The organism is Micromonospora lupini (genome assembly GCF_026342015.1).
Taxonomy (GTDB): domain Bacteria; phylum Actinomycetota; class Actinomycetes; order Mycobacteriales; family Micromonosporaceae; genus Micromonospora; species Micromonospora lupini_B.
On sequence record NZ_JAPENL010000002.1, the window covers coordinates 1,638,129 to 1,657,141 of the forward strand.

General features: G+C 71.6%; 17 protein-coding genes and 1 tRNA gene. 8 read left to right on the forward strand and 10 right to left on the reverse strand.

Annotated elements, in window-relative coordinates; translation table 11 throughout:
- Positions 1–3: 3 nt before the first annotated feature.
- From OOJ91_RS22470 to argS, 4 genes are all read right to left on the reverse strand, one after another.
- Entirely contained in the window at positions 4–2,040 is a 2,037-nt protein-coding gene (locus tag OOJ91_RS22470) for an ABC transporter permease (protein WP_266247938.1), read from the reverse strand.
- Positions 2,037–3,467 (reverse strand): extracellular solute-binding protein, encoded by a 1,431-nt coding sequence (locus tag OOJ91_RS22475; RefSeq protein WP_266247939.1) that lies wholly within the window; start codon positions 3,465–3,467, stop codon positions 2,037–2,039. Before OOJ91_RS22475 ends, OOJ91_RS22470 begins: the two co-directional genes overlap by 4 nt.
- Before the next feature lie 403 nt (positions 3,468–3,870).
- Positions 3,871–4,641 carry an IclR family transcriptional regulator gene (locus OOJ91_RS22480; protein ID WP_266247940.1) on the reverse strand — a complete coding sequence of 257 codons (771 nt, stop codon included), beginning with the start codon at positions 4,639–4,641 and terminating at the stop codon, positions 3,871–3,873.
- A 130-nt stretch (positions 4,642–4,771) separates the two neighbouring features.
- Complete coding sequence (argS, locus tag OOJ91_RS22485; protein ID WP_266247942.1) at positions 4,772–6,490, reverse strand: arginine--tRNA ligase; 1,719 nt, start codon at positions 6,488–6,490, stop codon at positions 4,772–4,774.
- A 332-nt stretch (positions 6,491–6,822) separates the two neighbouring features.
- Here argS and OOJ91_RS22490 point away from each other — a divergent pair, with 332 nt between their 5' ends.
- The 6 genes from OOJ91_RS22490 (at position 6,823) to OOJ91_RS22515 (ending at position 11,603) form a co-directional block, all read left to right on the forward strand.
- Positions 6,823–7,374, forward strand: coding sequence for an RNA polymerase sigma factor (locus OOJ91_RS22490; protein ID WP_266247943.1), 552 nt, complete (start codon positions 6,823–6,825; stop codon positions 7,372–7,374).
- A complete protein-coding gene (locus tag OOJ91_RS22495; protein WP_266247944.1) occupies positions 7,371–8,177 on the forward strand; it encodes a zf-HC2 domain-containing protein in 807 nt (268 codons plus the stop codon). The genes OOJ91_RS22490 and OOJ91_RS22495 overlap by 4 nt, the downstream gene beginning before the upstream one ends.
- 12 nt (positions 8,178–8,189) lie before the next feature.
- Positions 8,190–8,990, forward strand: a complete 801-nt coding sequence (locus tag OOJ91_RS22500) for an ATP-binding cassette domain-containing protein (RefSeq protein ID WP_266247945.1) — start codon at positions 8,190–8,192, stop codon at positions 8,988–8,990.
- The gene (locus OOJ91_RS22505; RefSeq protein WP_266247947.1) at positions 8,987–10,309 is read left to right on the forward strand and encodes a hypothetical protein; all 1,323 of its coding nucleotides are present in this window, start codon (positions 8,987–8,989) and stop codon (positions 10,307–10,309) included. The genes OOJ91_RS22500 and OOJ91_RS22505 overlap by 4 nt, the downstream gene beginning before the upstream one ends.
- A complete protein-coding gene (locus OOJ91_RS22510) occupies positions 10,306–10,878 on the forward strand; it encodes a hypothetical protein (protein ID WP_266247949.1) in 573 nt (190 codons plus the stop codon). The genes OOJ91_RS22505 and OOJ91_RS22510 overlap by 4 nt, the downstream gene beginning before the upstream one ends.
- Before the next feature lie 218 nt (positions 10,879–11,096).
- Complete coding sequence (locus OOJ91_RS22515) at positions 11,097–11,603, forward strand: cupin domain-containing protein (protein ID WP_266247950.1); 507 nt, start codon at positions 11,097–11,099, stop codon at positions 11,601–11,603.
- Between the two features lie 129 nt (positions 11,604–11,732).
- Here OOJ91_RS22515 and OOJ91_RS22520 read toward each other — a convergent pair.
- Positions 11,733–11,807 (reverse strand) — tRNA-Lys (locus OOJ91_RS22520).
- 215 nt (positions 11,808–12,022) lie between these two features.
- Between OOJ91_RS22520 and OOJ91_RS22525 the strand changes: the two genes are divergently transcribed.
- Entirely contained in the window at positions 12,023–13,105 is a 1,083-nt protein-coding gene (locus OOJ91_RS22525) for an NAD-dependent epimerase/dehydratase family protein (protein WP_266247952.1), read from the forward strand.
- Positions 13,106–13,212: 107 nt separating this feature from the next.
- On the opposite strand, the gene OOJ91_RS22530 is transcribed toward OOJ91_RS22525, so the two are convergent.
- From OOJ91_RS22530 to OOJ91_RS22545, 4 genes are all read right to left on the reverse strand, one after another.
- Positions 13,213–14,409: a hypothetical protein gene (locus OOJ91_RS22530; RefSeq protein WP_266249805.1), complete on the reverse strand. Its 1,197-nt coding sequence runs from the start codon at positions 14,407–14,409 to the stop codon at positions 13,213–13,215.
- A gap of 103 nt (positions 14,410–14,512) precedes the next feature.
- Positions 14,513–15,262 carry a ZIP family metal transporter gene (locus OOJ91_RS22535; RefSeq protein ID WP_266247953.1) on the reverse strand — a complete coding sequence of 250 codons (750 nt, stop codon included), beginning with the start codon at positions 15,260–15,262 and terminating at the stop codon, positions 14,513–14,515.
- A 42-nt stretch (positions 15,263–15,304) separates the two neighbouring features.
- Positions 15,305–16,495 carry a GNAT family N-acetyltransferase gene (locus OOJ91_RS22540; protein WP_266247955.1) on the reverse strand — a complete coding sequence of 397 codons (1,191 nt, stop codon included), beginning with the start codon at positions 16,493–16,495 and terminating at the stop codon, positions 15,305–15,307.
- A 100-nt stretch (positions 16,496–16,595) separates the two neighbouring features.
- Positions 16,596–17,315, reverse strand: coding sequence for a PP2C family protein-serine/threonine phosphatase (locus OOJ91_RS22545; protein WP_266247956.1), 720 nt, complete (start codon positions 17,313–17,315; stop codon positions 16,596–16,598).
- A gap of 62 nt (positions 17,316–17,377) precedes the next feature.
- Between OOJ91_RS22545 and OOJ91_RS22550 the strand changes: the two genes are divergently transcribed.
- Positions 17,378–18,442 carry a helix-turn-helix transcriptional regulator gene (locus OOJ91_RS22550; protein ID WP_266247958.1) on the forward strand — a complete coding sequence of 355 codons (1,065 nt, stop codon included), beginning with the start codon at positions 17,378–17,380 and terminating at the stop codon, positions 18,440–18,442.
- Positions 18,443–18,449: 7 nt separating this feature from the next.
- Here OOJ91_RS22550 and OOJ91_RS22555 read toward each other — a convergent pair whose 3' ends face one another.
- Positions 18,450–19,010 (reverse strand): XRE family transcriptional regulator, encoded by a 561-nt coding sequence (locus tag OOJ91_RS22555; RefSeq protein ID WP_266247960.1) that lies wholly within the window; start codon positions 19,008–19,010, stop codon positions 18,450–18,452.
- Between the last annotated feature and the right edge of the window lie 3 nt (positions 19,011–19,013).

The window sequence follows — 19,013 nt, forward strand, 5'->3', positions numbered from 1 at the left end:
CGGTCAGCCCTTCACCGCGCCGGCAGTGAGCCCTTCGGTCAGGAAGCGTTGCCCGAGGGCGTACATGATGACCACGGGGATGCTGACGAGCAGCGACGCCGCGGCGAGTTGTCCCTGCGGTACGACGTCTCCGGCGATCATCGACTGCATCCCCACCGGGAGCGTCTTGTACTCGTCCTTCGTGATGAACACGAAGGCGAAGAGGAACTCGTTCCAGGCGTTGGTCAGGGTGAAGAGCGCGACCGCCAGCAGCCCGGGCTTGGCCAGCGGCAGCACCACCCGGCCGAACGCCTGGATGCGGCTGCAACCGTCGACGAGGGCGGCCTCCTCCAGCTCGACGGGGATCGACGAGAAGTACCCCACCAGCAGCCAGGTGGCGAACGGCAGCGTGAAGGTCGGGTACGTCACCACCAGGGACCACAACGAGTCGGTGAGCCGCGCGCCGATGAGCATCTGGTACAGCGGGATGAACAGCAGCGCGCCCGGCATCACGTAGGTGAGCAGCACCGTGACGGTGAAGCCCTGCGCCCCGCGGAACCGCAGCCGGGCCAGCGCGTAACCGGCCAGGGCGGCACAGACGAGTGCCACGGCGGTGGACGCCGCGGACACCAGCAGGGTGTTGAGGTACCAGCGGCCGAACGGCTGGTTGTCGAACAGGGCGCCGAACTGCTCAAGGGTCCACGGTGTCGGCCACAGGTCGTCGGTGCGCATGACGACCTGACCCTCGGACTTGAAGGCCGTGACGGCTATCCAGTACAGCGGGCCCAGCACGAAGAAGAGCAACCCGGCCAGCGCGACACCTGATCCCAGGCCCGACACCAGCGACGACGACCGGCGACCGCCCCGCGACGAGAGGGTCGAGACCACCCGACCCACCGCCGCCGCGATAAGCAGGATCACCCCGAGGACCACGGCCGCCTTCCAGAAGATCTGCGGAGACGCCCAGGCCAGCAGACCGGTCACCACTGCGGTGACGACCCAGGGCAGCGCCCTGCGCGCCGGCGCGGCCCACCTCCGCGCTCCGATCCACCGCGCTGTCCGGCGTCGCCCGGGCAGCTTGATGCCGCTGTCCTGGCGCAACAACCGCACCAGGACGAACACCAGGCCGCCGATGACCGGCAGCATGACGAGCGTGACGGCCGCGCCGGCGCCGTACTGCAACTGCAGGATCGCCTTCGAGTACGCGACGAGCACGTACGGCGCGGTCACGTCGCCCGGGCCGCCCTGGGTCAGCAACCAGACGAGGTCGAAGTTGTTGAACGTCCAGATCGACGACAGCGTCACCGTCACGGTGATCACGTGGCGCAGTCCGGGCAGCGTCACGTGGGCGAACCGCTGCCAGGACGAGGCGCCGTCGATTGTCGCCGCCTCGTACAGGTCCGCCGGGATGGCCTTCAACCCCGCGAGGAAACACACGGTGAAGAACGGCACGCCCTTCCAGACGTTCACGAGGATCACCGATGGCATGGCCAGCGACGGGTCGGACAGCCAGCCGGCGGGCCAACTGTCGACCAGGTGCGCGTCGGCCAGCAGCGGCCCGATTCCGGTGGCGGTGAGCAGCGTGTTGACGCTGCCGAAGATCGGGTCGAGCAGCGCGCGCCAGCTAAAGGCCGTCACCACCGTCGGCACCACCCACGGCACCAGGAGCAGCCCGGCCAGCACGGCCCGACCACGGCGTCGCTGGTGCAGCAGCAGGGCCGCGGCCAACCCGAGCACGACCTTGAAGACCTCGGCGTACGCGGTGAAGACGAACGAGTTCACCACGCCGGTGTGGAACTGGTCGTCGCCGACGAGCGCGAGGTAGTTGTCCAGGCCGACGAACACGGTGTCCTGGCCGTGCCGTTCGGTGGTGCTGGTGATGATCGACCGGGCGATCGGCACGAGGACGAGCCCGCCGACAAGCACGGCCATCGGCGCCAGGAACAGCGCCGCCAGCCGCCAGTCACGCCCCAGCCTCCGCTGGACCGCAGTGAGCGAGCCGGGCCCCGACGGCGGGGACTTCCTCGCCGTCGGGACCCGCGCCTGACGGACCGAGTTCACTGCCGCAGCCCCTGCTGGTTGAAGATCTGCACCATCTTGGCGTGGGCGTCCGTCACGGCCTGCGCCGGCGCGGTGCCCTGGACGACCTGCTGCATCATGTCGGTGAGGACGTAGGCGGAACCCACCGCCTGCTGGCCCGCGCTTGCCTTCTGCGGGAAGGTCAGGCCGTTCTTCGTGTTCAGCGGTAGCGACAGTTGGGTGATCCTGCGCAGCATGGGGAACGCCGGGTCGCCGCTCGTGAAGAACGGGTCGGCGTCCCAGACCTTCTCCCAGGCGGGCATCACCAGGCCGGGTGCCTCCTTCGCCACGCCGAGCAGCGCGGGCGCGCTGACCAGGTACTGCGCCAGGAGCTTGGCGAGCGCCGGGTTCTTGGCGCCCTTGAAGATGACGAAGCCCTGCGACTGGCCGAGCAGCAGCGGATTGTTCGTCGCCGGCCCGATGCAGTCGGAGAACACGTGGGTGTTCGCGTGGACCGGGTTCTTCTTGGTCCGGGAGTCCGCGTAGACGCTGAACTGGTTGCGGGTGTAACCGAGGATCCCGGCGAGCCAGTTCTCGTTGTTGCTGGTGTCGGTCCAGCTCGCGATCCCCGGCGGCAGCATCGGCTTGTACTTGGAATTGGTGTAGATGTCGCCGAGGAAGGTCACCGCCTGCACCGTCTCCGGGGAGTTGAACGTAACCTTCCGGCCGTCGTTGGAGGCGATCGAGCCGCCGTAGGCGTTGATCAGCGCCTCGATCATGCCGTTGCCGTCACCGGACCGGTTCACGGTCATGCCCCAGCCGAAGCGGCGCTTGGTCGGATCGGAGATCTCCAGGCACAGGTCCCGCAGCTCCTCCCAGCTGTAGATGTCCTTGGGGGAGATGCCCTTGTCCTGCATCCAGTCCTTGCGCAGGAACGATCCGATCCCGATGAAGTGGTACGGGATGGCGAACCACTTGCCGTCGAACACGCAGAAGTTCTTGGCCTCGGCACAGGGCTCGCCGTACCTGGCGGTCAGTGCCTGGACGACGTCAGTCACGTCCTCCAGGTCGCCAAGCGCCTGGAACTGCGCGACGAACCGCGAGTCGGTCATGAACGCCAGGTCGCGCGCCACCCCGCCCTTGACCTCGGCGTCGATCTTGGCCACCACGTCGCCGGCGTCGGCCTGGACCAGGCTGTTCTCGATCTTCGTTCCGGTCGTGTCGGCGAACTTCTTGATCGAGCTGTCGAGGGCCTCGTTCGCCGCCGTCGAGTACAGCTTCTGCGACAGCATCCCCATCGAGGAGCCCTTCATCGACGCCGCGGCGTCGATCAGCTCCTGTGGAACTTCGGGCTGCACCTTGCTGGGCGAGTCGGAGTTGCCCCCGCACGCGGCCAGGCCGGCCGCGCCGAGCACTCCCACCCCCATCCCCAGAAAGCCGCGTCGAGACCAGGCTGGATTGTTCTCCATGGACATTCGCCTCCTCAGAGTCCCCGCACCACTGCACGCCCGAGGCGTGCCTGACGAACACCGCGATCCTTGTGTTCCAGGTGTGTCTCCATGCGGCGACCAGGAACGGGCCGCCCGCACGGATCAGTGCGTTCGCAAGCCCGTCAGGGGAGTTGGCGGGGTTGCGACGGCCCGCGAGAGATTTCGCGTGCCGCTCGCCGGGTAGCGCGACGAGGTCGAGGCGATCGGCGACCGGGCCGAGAGGGTGCCGCTGGCGTTCCAGGTCGGTCGGGTCACGGGACCACCGCCGTTCGAGATTTCGAACTGAGTTCGAGATACCGGATCGAGTGGACGCGACGCTAGAGCAGCATCGAGAGGAATGTCAATGTTTCGATGCTGTTTCGAGCCGAAAACAGGAGGCCGGCTATCGAGGCTGGGCCCGGTAGCCCATGCGGGCGGACAGCGAGGCCGCGCCCTCGCGAACCAGCCCGGTCCACTCCACCTGCACCTGAGACGTCCAGCGAATGATCGGCGCGGACAGGCTCATCGCGGCGATGGTGACACCAGAATGGTCCCGGATGGCCGCCGCGACGCAGCGCATCGCGCTGTCCGACTCGCCGACGTCGACCGCGACGCCCTCCGCCCGGACACGTTCGAGATGCTCGCGGAGAAGGTCCGGGTCGGTGATGCTGTCCGGCGTCATCCCCGGCAGAGCGTCCTTCGACAGAACGGCGTCCAGGTCCGCCTCGTCGAGGGCCGACAGCAGCACCTTGCCCACCGCCGTGCAGTGGGCCGGCAGCCGCAGCCCGACACCGGAGACCATCCGGACGGGGTGCGTGCTGTCGAACTTGACGAGGTAGATGACGTCGGCGCCGTCGAGCACCGCCACGTGAACCGCCTCGTCACACTTGGAAGCCACGTCCCGCGCGACGCCCTGCGCCTCGCGTACCAGATCAAGCCGGCCCGCGAACGCCGCGCCCAGCTGGAACAGCGGCATGCCGAGCCGATACTGCACCGGCTGGCCCGGTACGGAGATCAGGTACGAGCGAGCCTCGAGCGTGACGAGCAGCTCGTGGACTGTGGTGCGGGGCAGGTCGAGTCGCTCCATCACCTGGCGGGCCGACAGTTGGGGGCAGTCCAGGAACAGTTCGAGGACGTCGAGTGCGCGGATGACCGCCGGTACGACACGGGGCATGTCGAGAAGTCCCTTCGCAGTGCTGGACTCGTGCCAACGATCTCCACACGGACCAGCACCCGAAGAGGATAGCTACGTCAACTTCGAGCGCGCCATGAATGCGGCCGGGCAGTAAGGGGTGCGGGTGCGCTCACATCCGTTCGGGAGTCCGGATGCCGAGCAGGTGCAGGCCCTGCCCGAGCACCCGCGCGGTCAGGTCGCAGAGCACCAGCCGGCTCTCCCGGACCGGTTCGTCGGCCCGCAGCACCTGGCACCTCTCGTAGAACGTGCTGAACGCGGCGGCCAGCCGGTACAGGTAGCCGGCGAGGTGATGGAACTCCAGGTTCTCGGCCACCTCGCCGACCACCCTGCCGAAGCCGACAAGTTCGAAGGCCAGCGCCCGCTCCGCCGGCTCGGCCAGCGAGACGGCCGCCTCGGGCCGGGCCGCCACCCCGGCCCGCCGAAAGATCGACCGGATCCGGGAGTACGCGTACTGGAGGTAGGGTGCGGTGTTGCCGTCCAACGACAGCATCCGCTCCCAGTCGAGCACGTAGTCCCGGTGCCTGTCGTTGGACAGGTCCGCGTACTTGATCGCGCCGATGCCGACTGCCCGGCCCACCTCGGCCGCCTCCGCCTCGCCCAGCTCCGGGTTCCGCTCCCGGGTCAGCGCTGTCGCCCGGGAGATGGCCTCCTCCAGCAGCCCGACCAGCTTCACCGACCCGCCGGCCCGGCTGCGCAGCATCCGCCCGTCCGAGCCGAGGATCGAGCCGAACCCGACATGCTCGGCCCGGGCCGGCGGCGCCAGCCAACCGGCCTGCGCGGCGACGGCGTACACCATCTCGAAGTGCCGCCGTTGCGGCAGCCCGACCACGTAGAGCAGTCGGGTCGCGCCGAGCGCGCCGGTCCGCTGCCGGATCGCGGCCAGGTCGGTCGCCGCGTAGCCGTACCCGCCGTCGGACTTGCGGACGATAAGCGGCAACGGCTCCCCGTCCCGGCCCACCGAGCCGGGCGGGAACACGCAGGCAGCACCGTCGCTCTCGCGCAGCAGCCGGAGCCGCTCCAACTCCTCGACCACCGGGCCGAGCAGGTCGTTGTAGCTGCTCTCGCCGTGGAAGTCCCGCTCGCTGAGGGTCACGTCGAGCCTGTCGTACACGGTCATGAAGTACCGCTCGGACTGCTCCACCAGCAGCCGCCACAGCCGCAGCGTCACCGGATCGCCGCCCTGCAGGGCCACCACCCGCAGCCGGGCCCGCCCGGCGAACGCCTCGTCGGCGTCGAACTTCGCCCGAGCCGCCTTGTAGAACGAGTCCAGGTCCCCCATGGACAGCTCCTGCGCGGCCTCGGCCTCGCCCAGATCGGCCAGATGCTCGATGAGCATGCCGAAGGGAGTGCCCCAGTCGCCCAGGTGATTGGCCCGCACCACCCGGTGCCCCAGCCATTCCAGCAGCCGGGCCGCCGCATCGCCGATCACCGTCGAGCGCAGGTGCCCGACGTGCATCTCCTTCGCCACGTTCGGCGCCGAGTAGTCGACCACCACCGTCTCCGGCTCAGCCGCCACCGGCACGCCCAACCGCTTGTCGACGGCGAGCGCGGCGACCAGGCCCGCAAGCGCCCGATCGGCGACTGTCAGGTTGAGAAAGCCCGGCCCGGAGACCTCCGCCACGCTGCACACGTCGGCCAAGTCGGCGTGCGTGAGCACCTCCGCGGCGATGTCGCGCGGCGGCCGGCCGAGCCGCCGCGCCAACGCCAGCGCCGCGTCGGACTGGAAGTCCGCGCGCTGAGACCGCCGCACGACCGGGTCGACAGGTACCCCGGCCACCGTCGCGAACGCCGGCGCCAGCCGGTCGGTAAGCAGATTCTCCAGATCCATGGGTACGCCGATCTCGCTCGGATCCGTCGCTCGCGGATCACCGGAAGGGGATGCGGGCGGACCGAGACGAACGGCGGTGACCGGCGGCTCGATCCGCCGGTCGCAGGTGAGGAATGCTCAGCGCGGGCGGTCGCAGGACCGCCGGCGTCGCAGCGCGCCGAACAGGACGTCGGGGGACGCCGTCGGGAACGCGTACGAGCTGGGCATGGTGTCAACCTAACCAGCCGGCCCGGGGGCCGTGCAACGCCATTCACGCCCCACCGGCCCGCCAAGGTGACGGCTGTCACACCCACGCGGGACCCGATCGCGAGGGGGTCGTCGTCTTACCCCATGTGAGACGAAGTCTGGACGCGGCCGACGAGCAGGAACTCGTACGCCGCGTGGCCCACGGTGACCGGCGGGCCTTCGACGAGCTCTACAGGCGTACCGCGCCCTGGCTGGAGGTACGGCTGCGGCGTCGGTGCGCCGACCCGGACGTGGTCGCCGACGTCCTCCAGGAGACCTACCTGACTGTCTGGCGGGCGGCTGGCAGCTTCGCCGGCGACCAGGTCAGCGGCAGCGCCGTCGGCTGGTTGTGGACAATTGCAGCGCACCGCCTGGTCGACGCGTTCCGGCGTCGCTCCCGGCAGGCCCGGATGCCGCAGGTGCACCCGGTCGAGACGGTCGCGCCCGCCGCCGAGGACGAGGTGCTGTCCGGCCGGGTCGGGCAGGAACTCGAACAGGCCCTCGCCGTGCTGCCGCCCGAGGTCCGCGCGGTGCTGCGGGCCACAGTCCTCGACGGGTTCACCGTCCGCGAGACGTCCGTGCTGCTGGGCGTACCCGAGAACACCGTCAAGTCCCGGATCCGCCGCGCCCGGATCGTCCTGCGGGAGGCCCTGTCATGACCGTGCATCCCACCCTGAACGACATCGACCGTTACGCCGACGGTGACCTCGGCCTCGACGAGGCGACCGTCTGGTCCATCGAGGTGCACCTGGAGAGCTGCGCCGACTGCCGCGCTCGCCTGGCCGGCAGCACCACGGCCGAGTCGCGGGCCCTGGTCGCCGAGGTCGCGGCAGCCGTCGACAGCGGAATCGCCGCCGGGCCCACCCCACGATCCAGGACCTTCTTCCGTACGCCGGTGCGGCAGCGGTGGTTCGTGGCGGCGCTGCTGCCGTGGGTCGCCATGACCGCCGGCCTGCTGGGCACCGCCGCCCTGCTCACGTACTTCCTGTCCGAGTTGCCGTCGATCGTGTTGCTGCTCGCGCCCCTGGCGCCGCTGCCCGGGGTCGCGGCCGCCTGGAGCAGACGCGGCGACCCGGCCTGGGAGCTGGTCATCGGCACCCCGTCGGCCGGCCTGACGATGTTGCTGCGACGTACCGCCGCCGTGCTCGTCCTCGTGATCCCGGTGCTCGCCGCGTTCGCCGCCCTCGGGACCAGCCGGGCGAACCCGGCGCTGATGCTGCTGCCGTGCCTGGCCTTCACCGCCGCGACGCTGCTGCTCGGCTCCCTCGTCGGCGTCCGCCGCGCCGCGATCGGTCTGATGGCGGCCTGGGCCGCCGCCGTGGTCGCGCCCAGCCTCGCCACCGCCGAACTGCCGATGCTCCTGCAGCCGACTGCCACCGGCGGGTGGGCCGTCGTCACGGTCGTGCTGGCCGCCCTGACCCTCCTGCGCGCCAACAGCTTCCGGCGCCTCACCTCGTTCTGAAGGGAACCCACAATGCGAGCGGTGAGCACTGCCGAAACGGCCCCCACCATCCACCCCTGGGCCATCCACGCCGAGGCCCTGAAGGTGCGGGCCGGTCGCCACCTGGCCGTCGACGGGCTCGACCTGAGCCTGGCCACCGGCGTCCACGGCCTGCTCGGGCGCAACGGCGCGGGCAAGACGACGCTGATGCGTGCCCTCGCCACGGTGCTCAAGCCGGCCGGAGGTCGACTCACAGTGCTCGGCAGTTCGGTCGACGGTCGCGCCGATCTGCGCCAGGCCCGCCGATCCCTCGGTTACCTGCCGCAGCACTTCGGTTACTACCCACGGTTCACTGTGCGCGAGTTCGTGTCGTACCTGGCCTGGTTGAAGGAGATGCCTAAGCCCGACATCCCGGCGGCCACGCAGCGCGCGATCGACCGCGTGGGGCTCAGCGCCAAGGCCGACGCCCGGCTCAGGACACTCTCCGGCGGGATGCTGCGCCGGGCCGGCGTCGCCCAGGCCATCGTGAACGACCCGCAGGTGCTGCTGCTGGACGAACCGACCGTCGGCCTCGACCCCGAACAGCGCCTCGACCTGCGCGAGCTGCTCCGTGACCTGGGCACGGACGCCTGCGTGCTGGTGTCCACCCACCTCGTCGAGGACGTGGTCGCCGCCTGCACCGAGGTCGTGCTGATCAACGAGGGCCGGCTGGTGTGGCAGGGCACCCCCACCGCCCTGGCCGCCCAGGGCGACGAACGCCACCCGGGCGACAGCCCCGCCGAACGCGGCTACTCGGCCCTTCTCCGCGGCCACCACGCGGAGGTCGCCCGATGAGCGTCCTCCGGATCGAACTGCGGCGCTCCGCCGCGGCCGGCGCCGCCCTGCTCGCGTTGGTGGTCGGCGTCGCCGCCCTCTACATCGCCCCGGGACGCTGGTCGGCGGGCTGGATGGACCTCGCGCTGGCCACGAAGGAGTACATGATCCTGCTGTGGCCGATCGCCCTGGCCGCCGGAGCGTGGCAGGGCCGCCGCGAGCACCGGGCCAGGGTCGGCGAACTGTTCGCCACCACACCCCGCTCCCGCACCCGCCGGATGCTGCCGGTCCTCGTCGCGATGGGCGCCTCGGTCGGGCTCGCCTTCCTGCTCGTGGTCGGCGCGGGCGGCATGCGGATCGCCTCGACAGCCGCGTACTTCCCGCCAGACGTCGTCGCCATCATGCTTGTCGGCGCGCTCTCCCTGGTCGCGGCGGCCTGGCTCGGCCTGGGCGTCGGGCGACTGCTGCCCGCCCTGGTGACCGCCCCCGTGCTCGCCGTGGCCGGTGTGCTGCTGGTCTTCTTCACCGCGATCATGCGGCCGGACTGGATCGGCGCGATCCTGTCCCCCGCCTACGGCAGCAGCCCGTTCTACCCGTTCCAGACCATCGACCCGCGGGTCACCGCCGTCCTCGCCACCTTCATGGGCGGGCTCGCGCTCACCGGCGTACTGCTGCTGGTAGCCCGAGGCCCACGGGCCTTCGCGGCCGCCGCGCTGCCGGTGCTGCTCGGCTTCGGCGCCGCGGCGGCGATCGTCCCTCGCGACGAGGCTGCCCTCGTCGCACCGATCGACCCGGTGGCCCGCGAACTCGTCTGCACCGACGACGCGCCGAAGGTCTGCGTCACCCGGGTCAACGCGAACGTGCTGGACGCGCTGACTCCACTCGCCCGCCAGGGTCTGTCCGTCCTCGCGAAGATGCCGGACGCCCCCACGCAGGCGCACGAGGACAGGCGGGCGTACCTCGTCGAGGACGAGCCCGTCCGCGACGCCGACATCGTCACGATCGACGTACGCATCGACGACCACGGCGGCCTGGCCCATCCCGACGCGGTGGTCCCCGAGATGGTCTCCGGTCTGGGCGCCGGGTACGGCGGCCCGGAATGCGAGCGCGACGCCGCGGTCGAACGGGCAGCCGCCTACCACCTGCTCGGCCGCGAACCGGTCTCCGACGTCGGCGTCATCCCCGGGATGATCGAGGAGGATCCGCAGCTCAACGCCGAGGCGGTCACCCTGTGGCAGGGCCTGCAGAAGCTGCCCCCACCGGAGGCGATCACCCGCGTGACGGCGGTACGCGACGCGATCCTGGCCTGCCGGGACACCACCGGACTGCTGTCCCGATGACCCTCCACCTCCGCGCACGACGCGTACCCCTGGCACTGGCCGCTGCCGTCGGCGCCGCAGTCGCGATCTGGGCGCTGTGGCTGACCCTCTCCACGGAACGCGACGCGATCCTCCTGCTCGTCGTACTGACCGTCATGCTGATGGTGGCGGTCCTGTCGACCACGCTTGCCGCCCCGGACGAAGACCTGGAACGCACCGCCGCCCTGAACTGGCCGTGGCGCCGAGCCGTGCATCTGCTGGCCGCGCTGGCGCTCGTACTCGTCGTGCTGCTCGCCACCCAGCCCACCGGCGCCCGGTTCGGCCCCGCCGCGCTCGTGGTCCGCGACTCCGCCGGCCTGCTGGGCCTCACCGCCCTCTGCGCGACTGTCGCCGGCGTGGCCCGCGCCTGGTTCCTCCCCATGGGCTGGGCGGTCGTCGCCGCCATGTTCCCGCAGTCGAGCACGTGGGGCGCCCTCGCCACCTGGCCGGGCCAGCCGCACACCAGCCGTCCGGCGGCGGCGGTCGCGGCCGTCCTGGCGGTCACGGGCCTAGCGACGTACGCGATCCGCGGACCCGCCCGACGCGAGTGACGGCGTCCGTTGTCCTGCTCGGGCCCTCCGCGCCGTCGGGACTTCCCGGGCACAACTGGGCTGTTTGCACCCGGTCTCGATGTCGCCGGCACACGGGAAAGCACGCGAGGTGGCAGTGGTCTCCACGAGGATCGAACGAGCAGCCCCGTCCAGTTGCCTCCGAGAGACGCGCCGTCGCCCGGCCGATCGAACCAACTGACCACACACCCCAGGAGACGATGACGATGATTCCCGACGACGATCCCACTCGCTCGCTGACCGTGGCGGACCCCGACGATCCCGACACGACCTACATCTCCCTGGTGGGCAACACCTACGGCATGTTGATCACGGGCGAGCAGACCAACGGCGCGTACTGCCTGATCGACATGCGCGTCCCCGACGGCGGCGGCCCGCCGCCGCATCGGCACGACTTCGAGGAGATGTTCACGATCCTCGAGGGCGAGATCGAGTTCACCTTCCGCGGCGAGAAGCACGTCGTGCGGGCCGGCTCCACGATCAACATCCCCGCCAACGCACCGCACAACTTCCGCAACAACTCCGGTGCGCCGGCCCACATGCTCTGCATGTGCACCCCGGCCGGGCAGGACGAGTACTTCACCCGGATCGGCGACGTCGTCGCGGGCAAGGACGCACCGCCGCCGCAGCTCTCACCAGACGAACTGGCCGAACGCCGCCGCCGCGGTGCCGAACTGGCCTCGACCTACCGCAGCGAGTTCCTGTGACCAGCCAACCGCTGGCGCTCTGACGATGGAGAGCCCGGGCCGCAGCATCCGTCAGACTGACTGCGGAAGAGGTCCGAGCCGCCTGTGCGCGACGGGGCACTCGCCGCGTTCTCGCAGTTCACCTGCCGTTGGTGGGCCGCCAGGGACTCGAACCCTGAACCTATGGATTAAAAGTCCACAGCTCTGCCATTGAGCTAGCGGCCCGCGCGCTCAGGTTACCGGACGGCGCCCACCGACGGCTCGCGGCTTCCGGCCGGCCGTCGATGCCTGGTCGGTGCGCCTCTGATCGACTCGGGTTCCGGGAAGTCGGGCTGTCCCGCCCGCGCGAATGCCCCGACTTCCAGGAGGTCGAGTCGATAACGAGCGCCCCGCGGCGGGCAGGGCGGTTGAGCTGCTGCTGGGCGGGTACGGGGTCGGGCATGCGGATCGTGGTGGTGGGGGCGAGTGGCAACGTCGGTACGGCGGTGCTGCGGCGGCTGCGCCGGGAGCGCGGCGTCGAGCTGGCCGGGGTGGTCCGGCGGTTGCCCGGCCCGGATGCCGGTACGCCGTACGACCAGGTGGAGTGGCACTCCTGCGACATCGGTGCGCCGGGCGCGGCAGGGCAGCTCGCCGAGGTGTTCGCGGGAGCGGACGCGGTGGTGCACCTGGCCTGGCAGATCCAGCCCAGTCACGACCAGCGGGTGCTGCGCCGGACGAACGTCGACGGCAGTCGCGCGGTGTTCGAGGCGGTGGCGCGGGCGGGGGTGCCGGCACTTGTGTACGCCTCGTCGGTAGGCACGTACGCGCCCGGCCCGAAGGACCACCCGATCAGCGAGCGGTGGCCGGCCACCGGGGTCTCCGGCTCGTCGTACAGCGAGCACAAGGCGGAGGTCGAGGCGCTGCTGGACGGGTTGGAGCGGGAACATCCGACGCTGCGGGTGGTGCGACTGCGGCCCGGTCTGATCTTCCAGCGGGACGCCGGCGTGGAGATCACCCGCTACTTTCTCGGCCCGTTGGCGCCGGTGCGGCTGCTGCGCTTCGGCCGGATACCGCTGGTGCCGACGAACCGGCGGCTGCGGATGCAGGCGGTGCACGCCGACGATGTGGCTGACGCGTACGCCAGGGCGGTTATGGGTGATGCGCGCGGCGCGTTCAATGTCGCAGCGGACCCGGTGCTGACTCCGGAGCTGGTGGCTCGGCACTTCCACGGCTGGACGGTGCCTGTCGCGGCGCCGGTGCTGCGGGTGGCGGCGGCCCTTACCTGGCGGGCGCGGTTGCAGCCGGTGGACGCGGGCTGGGTCGAGCTGGGCCTGAACGCGCCGTTGATGTCAAGCGAGCGTGCCGAGGCCGAGTTGGGGTGGGTACCCAAGATCGACGCGTTGACCGCGCTCAAGGAGCTGATCGCCGGCATGTCCGGTGGCGACCACACGGCCAGTCCGCCGCTCTCCGCGGCGCGCACCCTGCCCGGCCGCCCCGGGGGGCTCCTGCACGCCCACGCACCTGGCGAAAAGAACCCCTACTGACGCGGTGATCAAGAGGTTCGGGTCAGAAAACCCGGCCTCGGTGACCCAAACCTCTTGATCACCGGCGGGCGACGGCCGGCGGGCGACGGGAGGGGCGGGGAGGGGGGTCAGGCGGGTTTGGGGCCGATCACCTCGGGGTTGCGGGCGCCCAGGAAGAAGATTCCGCGGTAGCCGGGGGTCTCGAACTTGCCGCTCGGGTTGCGGCGCAGGGTGGAATTCTCGATCTTCATCGTGCCGGTGCGGTTGTTGCTGACGAAGAAGATCGCGCCGCCGCCCTCGTTGGCCTTGTTGTTCTCGATGACGGTGCCGGCGATCCGTACGGTGAACTCGTTGCCGTCGCAGTAGATCGCGCCGCCGCTGCCGCCGCCGGGCGTGCCGGACTTTGCCGGGTTGGCGCCGCTGCCGATCGCCTCGTTGTTCTTCAGCAGGCTGTTGAGCACCACCCACGACACGCCGATGCTGCTCAGCGCGCCGCCGTTGGAGCAGGAGCCGCCGTCGAAGGTGCTGCTCACGACGTACACCGGCTTGTTCTCGTACTGGCTGAGCACCCGGACGGCCGCGCCCCCCAGGTCGGGACCGGTCCGGTCGCAGCGGTTGCGGACGAAGCGCGAGTTGACCACCTTGAGCCGCCCGCCACGGACGAAGATCGCGCCTCCGCCGCCGCCCTCGGCCTTGTCGCCTGTGGAGTTGCCGTCGGCGAAGGTCAGGTTCTGCACGGTGAGCTGCGGGTGGTCCTGGTTCTGGCAGTGCGAGGTGGTCCAGCCCTGGGCCTCGTCACAGGTGTTCAGGTAGAGGATGCGGCGCTGCCCCTGGCCGCTCAGCGTCACCCTGCCGCCGCCGTCGAGCACCACCCTGGGCCCGTTGGCGTTGCGGACCTTCGCGGTGGCGGTCATCTTGATCGTCACCGGGGCCGGTCCACAGTTGAACGTGATGACGCCGCCGGCGGCCACGGCCTTCACCACGGCCGCCGAGGTGCAGCTCGCCGGGGTGCCGGTGCCGATGGTCCGGGTCGGCTTCGACGTTTCCACCGCGCGTGCCTCGGCCGGCACGGTGGCGTGGCCGTTCGGGTTGCCGGCCGCGAGCGCCTTGGCGGCCGGGGCGGTCGGCTTCGGGCTCGCGCTGGCCCCGGGGCCACCGAGACCGTCCCGGCCCGCCGCTGCGACACCCGGGTCACCAGTCGAGGGAGTGTCCGGCGTGGCCGACGGGCTGGCCTGCGAGCCGGCCGGCGTCGGATCGGTGGACCCGCACGCGGGCAGGGCCGCGGTGGCGACACCGAGGACGAGCAGGGCGGCAAGCGACGTCATGCGCACCGGGTCATGCTAGGAGCCCCGACGGCGTCCCGACGAATCCGCCGTGCCGGCTTAATGCGCTGCTAAGCCACGCCGGGCATCGGGGCCGCCGGGGCACTCACGCGTGGGAGAGCGCGAAGGCAGTCAGGAAGCCGGCGACCGTGATGAGGCCGACAAGCAGGTGGGCGTTCTCGAACGCCTCCGGCACCATCGTGTCGGTGATCATGGCGAGGATCGCGCCGGCGGCAAGCGCGGTGATGGCGGCCAGCACCTCCGGGGGCGCGCCGCCCAGCAGGGTGTTGCCGAGCAGCGCGGCCACGCCGCTGATCAGCGCGATGCCGGTCCACAGCAGGAAGACGTACCGCCGGGTACGGCCGGCCTGGCGCATGCCGGCCGCGCTGGACAGCCCCTCCGGGACGTTGCTGAGGAACACCGCCACCACTGTGACCAGGCTGACCGCGCCGCCGCTGAGCAGGCTGGCGCCGATCACGACCGATTCCGGTACGCCGTCCAGCAGCGCCCCGACCGCGATCGCCGAGCCGGAGCCGGGCTGCTCGTCCTCGGAGGGCTGCTGGTCGCCGGAGCGCTTCCGGTGCCGCGCGCCGTGGCGGGCGAGGCCCACGTTGGCCAGGGTGTAGACGACCGCGCCACCGGCCGCGCCGAGCACTGTTGGCAGCATCCCGCCCTGCTCGTGCGCGACCTCGATCAGCTCGTACGAGACGGCGGAGAGCAGCACCCCCGCGCCGAACGCCATGACCGACGCGGTGATCCGCTGCGGTACCCGGGCGAAGAAGCCGACCGCCGCCCCGATCAGCAGGGCCGACCCGGCCAACAGTCCCCATCCACCCGCCTGCAACCACTCCGGCATTCCGCGGACCGTACCCGCTGCGCCCGGGCCGGCAAACCGCCCTCAGAAATCGGCGAAGAGGTACGGCACCCGGCGCGGGAAGAGGCCGCGCAGTTCGGCAGCGGCATCCGCCGGCACGTCGCCGAGCCCACGCAACGGCAGCTCGGCCGGGTCCAGCACCCCGTACGCCAGGGCGGACAGCCCGGCCGCGGTAAGCGTGGCCGTCGGCGCCCGGCCGCTGTCGCCCGCGACGAGTTCCAACGCGCCTGTCGTACCGTCCAGCAGGTGCGTTCCGGTCAGCCACCGGTCCCCGGTCAGTTCGACCCGGACCCGGCCCGGCCCGGCGGGCAGCCCGTGCAGCGCGTCCAGCGACAGCAGCCGGGCCATCGGGGCGGACGAGCCCGGCCGGCCCGCCCGCGCCTCGACGTGCACGTCCAGGTCGGTCAGCCACAGCTCCGGCAACTCGTCGGGCGGGACCTGGACGGTGACGCGCTCGACCTGGTCGACGTGCCGGGCGAGGAACTGGAGCAGCAGCGTACGGGCGAGGGGATCGGCGACCAGCAGTTCGTTGCCGATCAGGGTGCCGCCGTGGTCGTCGATCCGGTACGTGAGAGCGCCGGTGACCTCGCCGGCCACCCGTGCGGTGACCAGCCAGTGCTCGTCCCGGTCACGCAGGCCGGCCGCCCGGTAGTCCGGGAACACCGAGAAGCCGTGCCGGGTGTGGAGACACCGTTCGGTGAACGCCCGCCACGCGGGATAACCGGCGGCGATCCGCTCCCAACCCACCTCGCCGGGCAGCTCGGCGCGTACGAGCGACCCCAGGTCGGCCGGGGAGAAGGCGACCGTACGCGGCTTGGGCAGCCCGACGTAGCCGAACCGGGCGTAGAAGCTGGGTCGGAACGGGTAGAGCGCGCTGAGCACGTGCCCCTCGTCGCGCATCTCGTCGAGGAGCTGGTGCAGCAACGTGCGGACGTGCCCCTGCCGGCGGGCCAGCGGGTGGGTGGCCACCCCTGCGACACCGGCCATCGGCAGCACCGCGCCGCGCAGGTTCTGCCGCATGCCGATGGCCGAGACGGCCGCCAGGGTGGTGCCGTCCTCCTCGACGACAAGCGTCCGGTTGCCCTGGTTGTAGGGCAGGTAGTCGCGGAACTCCTCGACCCGGGCGGCCCCGAGCGGCGATGCCTCGAAGGCGTACGCGGCCAGCGGGAAACTCGTGGTGAGACGTTCGTCGGCGGTCACCCGTCGGATGGTCATCCGCCCATCTCAACCCGCCGCGCAGGTCCCAGCAACCGGATTGGCCCGATCCGTGGGTGTCGCGCCCCGGCCCCGCGGACCGCCGAGCAGGCCGTGCGGGTCAGCGGGTCGTGACGTCGGAGACGACGACAGTGACGTTGTCCGGCGCGCCGGCGTGGTGGGCGAGCTTCACCAACTGCTCGCCACACTGCTGACGGTCGGCGTACATGCCCAGCGCCGCCGCGATCGCGTCGTCCTCGACGTAGTCGGAGAGCCCGTCGCTGCACAGCAGCAGCCGGTCGCCGGGGACCACTGTGAGCACGCCGACGGCCGGTGGGGTGTCGGCGCCCTGCACGGCCCGCGTCACCAGGGACCGCTGCGGGTGGTGCCGGGCCTGCTCGGGGGAGAGCGTGCCCTGGTCGACGAGCGCCTGGACGAACGTGTCGTCCCGGGTGAGCTGGGTCAGCTCCCCGTCGCGCAGCAGGTAGCAGCGGGAGTCGCCGACCTGGGCCAGCACCAGCGTCTCCCCGGCCAGCAGCGCGGCGGTGAGCGTGGTGCCCATCCCCTCGCGGGCCGGGTCGACGGTGATCGCGGCGTGGATGCGCTGGTTGGCGGTGCTGACCACGGCACGGAGCGCGTCGGCGGCCCCGTCCGGGTCGGTGGGCGGGGCCAGCTCGTCCAGGATCCGGATCACGATCTCGCTCGCCACCTCGCCCGCGGGCAGCCCGCCCATGCCGTCGGCGACGGCGATCAGGCGGTCACCGGCGAGGGCGGAGTCCTCGTTGTTGGTGCGAACCAGGCCGATGTCGTTGAGGATGACCGAGCGGAGGATCAGCGTCATGGTGCCAGCTTGCCAAGAACACCCTGCCTCCGTCTCTACGCACTACTGCGTAGGGTTGAGAAATGATGCCGGTGTCCATGGTCGGACGCGCCGGCGAGCTCGCCGAGCTCGACCGGGCGTGGTCCGCCGTGGCGGCCGTACGCCGCTCGGCGCCCGCCGTCGCGGTGGTCACCGGTGCGGCGGGAGTGGGCAAGAGTCTGCTGGTCGCGGCCGCTGTGGACGCCCTCACGCCGCGTCCCGAGCTGGTCCTCTCCGGCGCGGCCCGGGTGCACGGCCCAGCCCCGTACGACTGGCTGGCGGCGGTGCTCACCGGTCGGGACACCAGCCGACTCGGTCTCCCGTCGGACGCGCTGGCCTGGTTGGCCCAGCAGCCCACCGCGCCCCGCGAGCGGTACGCGCCGGGCACCCTGCTCCGCCTCGCCGTGCGGACCGTCCAGCTGCTCGTCGGCGCCGGCCCGGCGGTGCTTGTCGTGGACGACCTGCACGCCCTCGACCCGGCCAGCGTCAACCTGGTCGGAGAGCTGGCCACCGTCGCCGACCTGCCGGCTCTGCTCGTGGTGGCGAGCCGACCGCCGGCCGACTCGGTGGCGCCGGACCTCACCCGTCGCGCGCTGGCCCGCCTCAGCGGCGTCCGCGGCGCCGTCCGTCAACACCTCGGCCCGCTGCGCCCGGCCGAGGTCGCCGAGGTGCTGACCCAGGTGTACGCGGGCAGCACCCCGTCCGGCCGGCTGGTGACCTCCCTCTGGCGGTGCACCGGCGGCAACCCGTACGCGCTCACCGAACTGCTTGCCGCACACGCGGGGGAGGGGCCGGAGGCGTTGCTGCGGCGGCTGCCCGGCCCGCGTCAACCGCGTCAGCCGACCGCGGCGCCCGCTCCGGCGTCGGTGGCCGATCCGATCGTCGACGTGCCGCTTGACCCCGAGTTGACCGCCCGCGAGGTCGAGGTGCTGGGCTGCCTGGTCGCCGGGATGTCCAACAAGCAGGTGGCGAAGGCACTGGGCATCTCGGTGCGTACGGTCACTGTGCACGTGTCGAACCTGCTGCGCAAGACCGGCTCGGTGTCGCGTACCGAGGTGGCGCTCTGGGCGGTCCGACACCGGCTGCCGGTGCCCGCTCCGGTGGACTGAGGCGGGCTCAGCCGCGCGGGTAGCGCAACAGCAGGGTCGCGGCGACCTCGTCGTCGCCCACCGCCGCGTAGCTGTGCGGCACGTCGGAGGTCCAGCGGAGGTGACCGCCGGCCGGGGCGGTCAGCGGCGCGTCGGCCGGGCCGGCCCGCAGCACGCCGCCGAAGACGGTGATGTGTTCGGTGACACCCGGTTGATGGGCGGGGGAGATCTGCACGATGCCGGGCGCGACGTGCATCCGGTACAGCTCGTAGGTCGCGTCGGTGTCGTCGAACACCTCCAGCAGGGTGGCGGTGACCGCGGTGCCGTGCACGGTGGGCTCGGCCGTCGGTTCGGCAAGCAGTGCGGTGAACGGCACGCCGAGCTGCGCGGTGACCGCCCAGAGCGTCTCCAGGGTGGGGTTGCGGGTGCCGTTCTCCAGGCCGGAGAGGGTGGCCTTTCCGACGCCGGCGAGCCGCGCCAGCGTGGACAACGAGATGCCCCGCTCCTCCCGCAGGGCACGGACCCGCCGGCCGACGACGGCGGGATCCACGTCGAGGCCCGGACGGCGGGCTGGTGGTGGGTGCGGCACCCG

Coding starts and splice junctions, on each gene's coding strand:
- OOJ91_RS22505 (WP_266247947.1), top strand. CDS start 8,987: ATGAGCGTCCTCCGGATCGAACTGCGGCGCTCCGCCGCGGCCGGCGCC.
- OOJ91_RS22500 (WP_266247945.1), top strand. CDS start 8,190: ATGCGAGCGGTGAGCACTGCCGAAACGGCCCCCACCATCCACCCCTGG.
- OOJ91_RS22545 (WP_266247956.1), bottom strand. CDS start 17,315: ATGACGCTGATCCTCCGCTCGGTCATCCTCAACGACATCGGCCTGGTT.
- OOJ91_RS22550 (WP_266247958.1), top strand. CDS start 17,378: ATGATGCCGGTGTCCATGGTCGGACGCGCCGGCGAGCTCGCCGAGCTC.
- OOJ91_RS22540 (WP_266247955.1), bottom strand. CDS start 16,495: ATGACCATCCGACGGGTGACCGCCGACGAACGTCTCACCACGAGTTTC.
- OOJ91_RS22515 (WP_266247950.1), top strand. CDS start 11,097: ATGACGATGATTCCCGACGACGATCCCACTCGCTCGCTGACCGTGGCG.
- OOJ91_RS22530 (WP_266249805.1), bottom strand. CDS start 14,409: ATGACGTCGCTTGCCGCCCTGCTCGTCCTCGGTGTCGCCACCGCGGCC.
- OOJ91_RS22510 (WP_266247949.1), top strand. CDS start 10,306: ATGACCCTCCACCTCCGCGCACGACGCGTACCCCTGGCACTGGCCGCT.
- OOJ91_RS22535 (WP_266247953.1), bottom strand. CDS start 15,262: ATGCCGGAGTGGTTGCAGGCGGGTGGATGGGGACTGTTGGCCGGGTCG.
- argS (WP_266247942.1), bottom strand. CDS start 6,490: ATGGATCTGGAGAATCTGCTTACCGACCGGCTGGCGCCGGCGTTCGCG.
- OOJ91_RS22480 (WP_266247940.1), bottom strand. CDS start 4,641: ATGCCCCGTGTCGTACCGGCGGTCATCCGCGCACTCGACGTCCTCGAA.
- OOJ91_RS22475 (WP_266247939.1), bottom strand. CDS start 3,467: ATGGAGAACAATCCAGCCTGGTCTCGACGCGGCTTTCTGGGGATGGGG.
- OOJ91_RS22495 (WP_266247944.1), top strand. CDS start 7,371: ATGACCGTGCATCCCACCCTGAACGACATCGACCGTTACGCCGACGGT.
- OOJ91_RS22525 (WP_266247952.1), top strand. CDS start 12,023: ATGCGGATCGTGGTGGTGGGGGCGAGTGGCAACGTCGGTACGGCGGTG.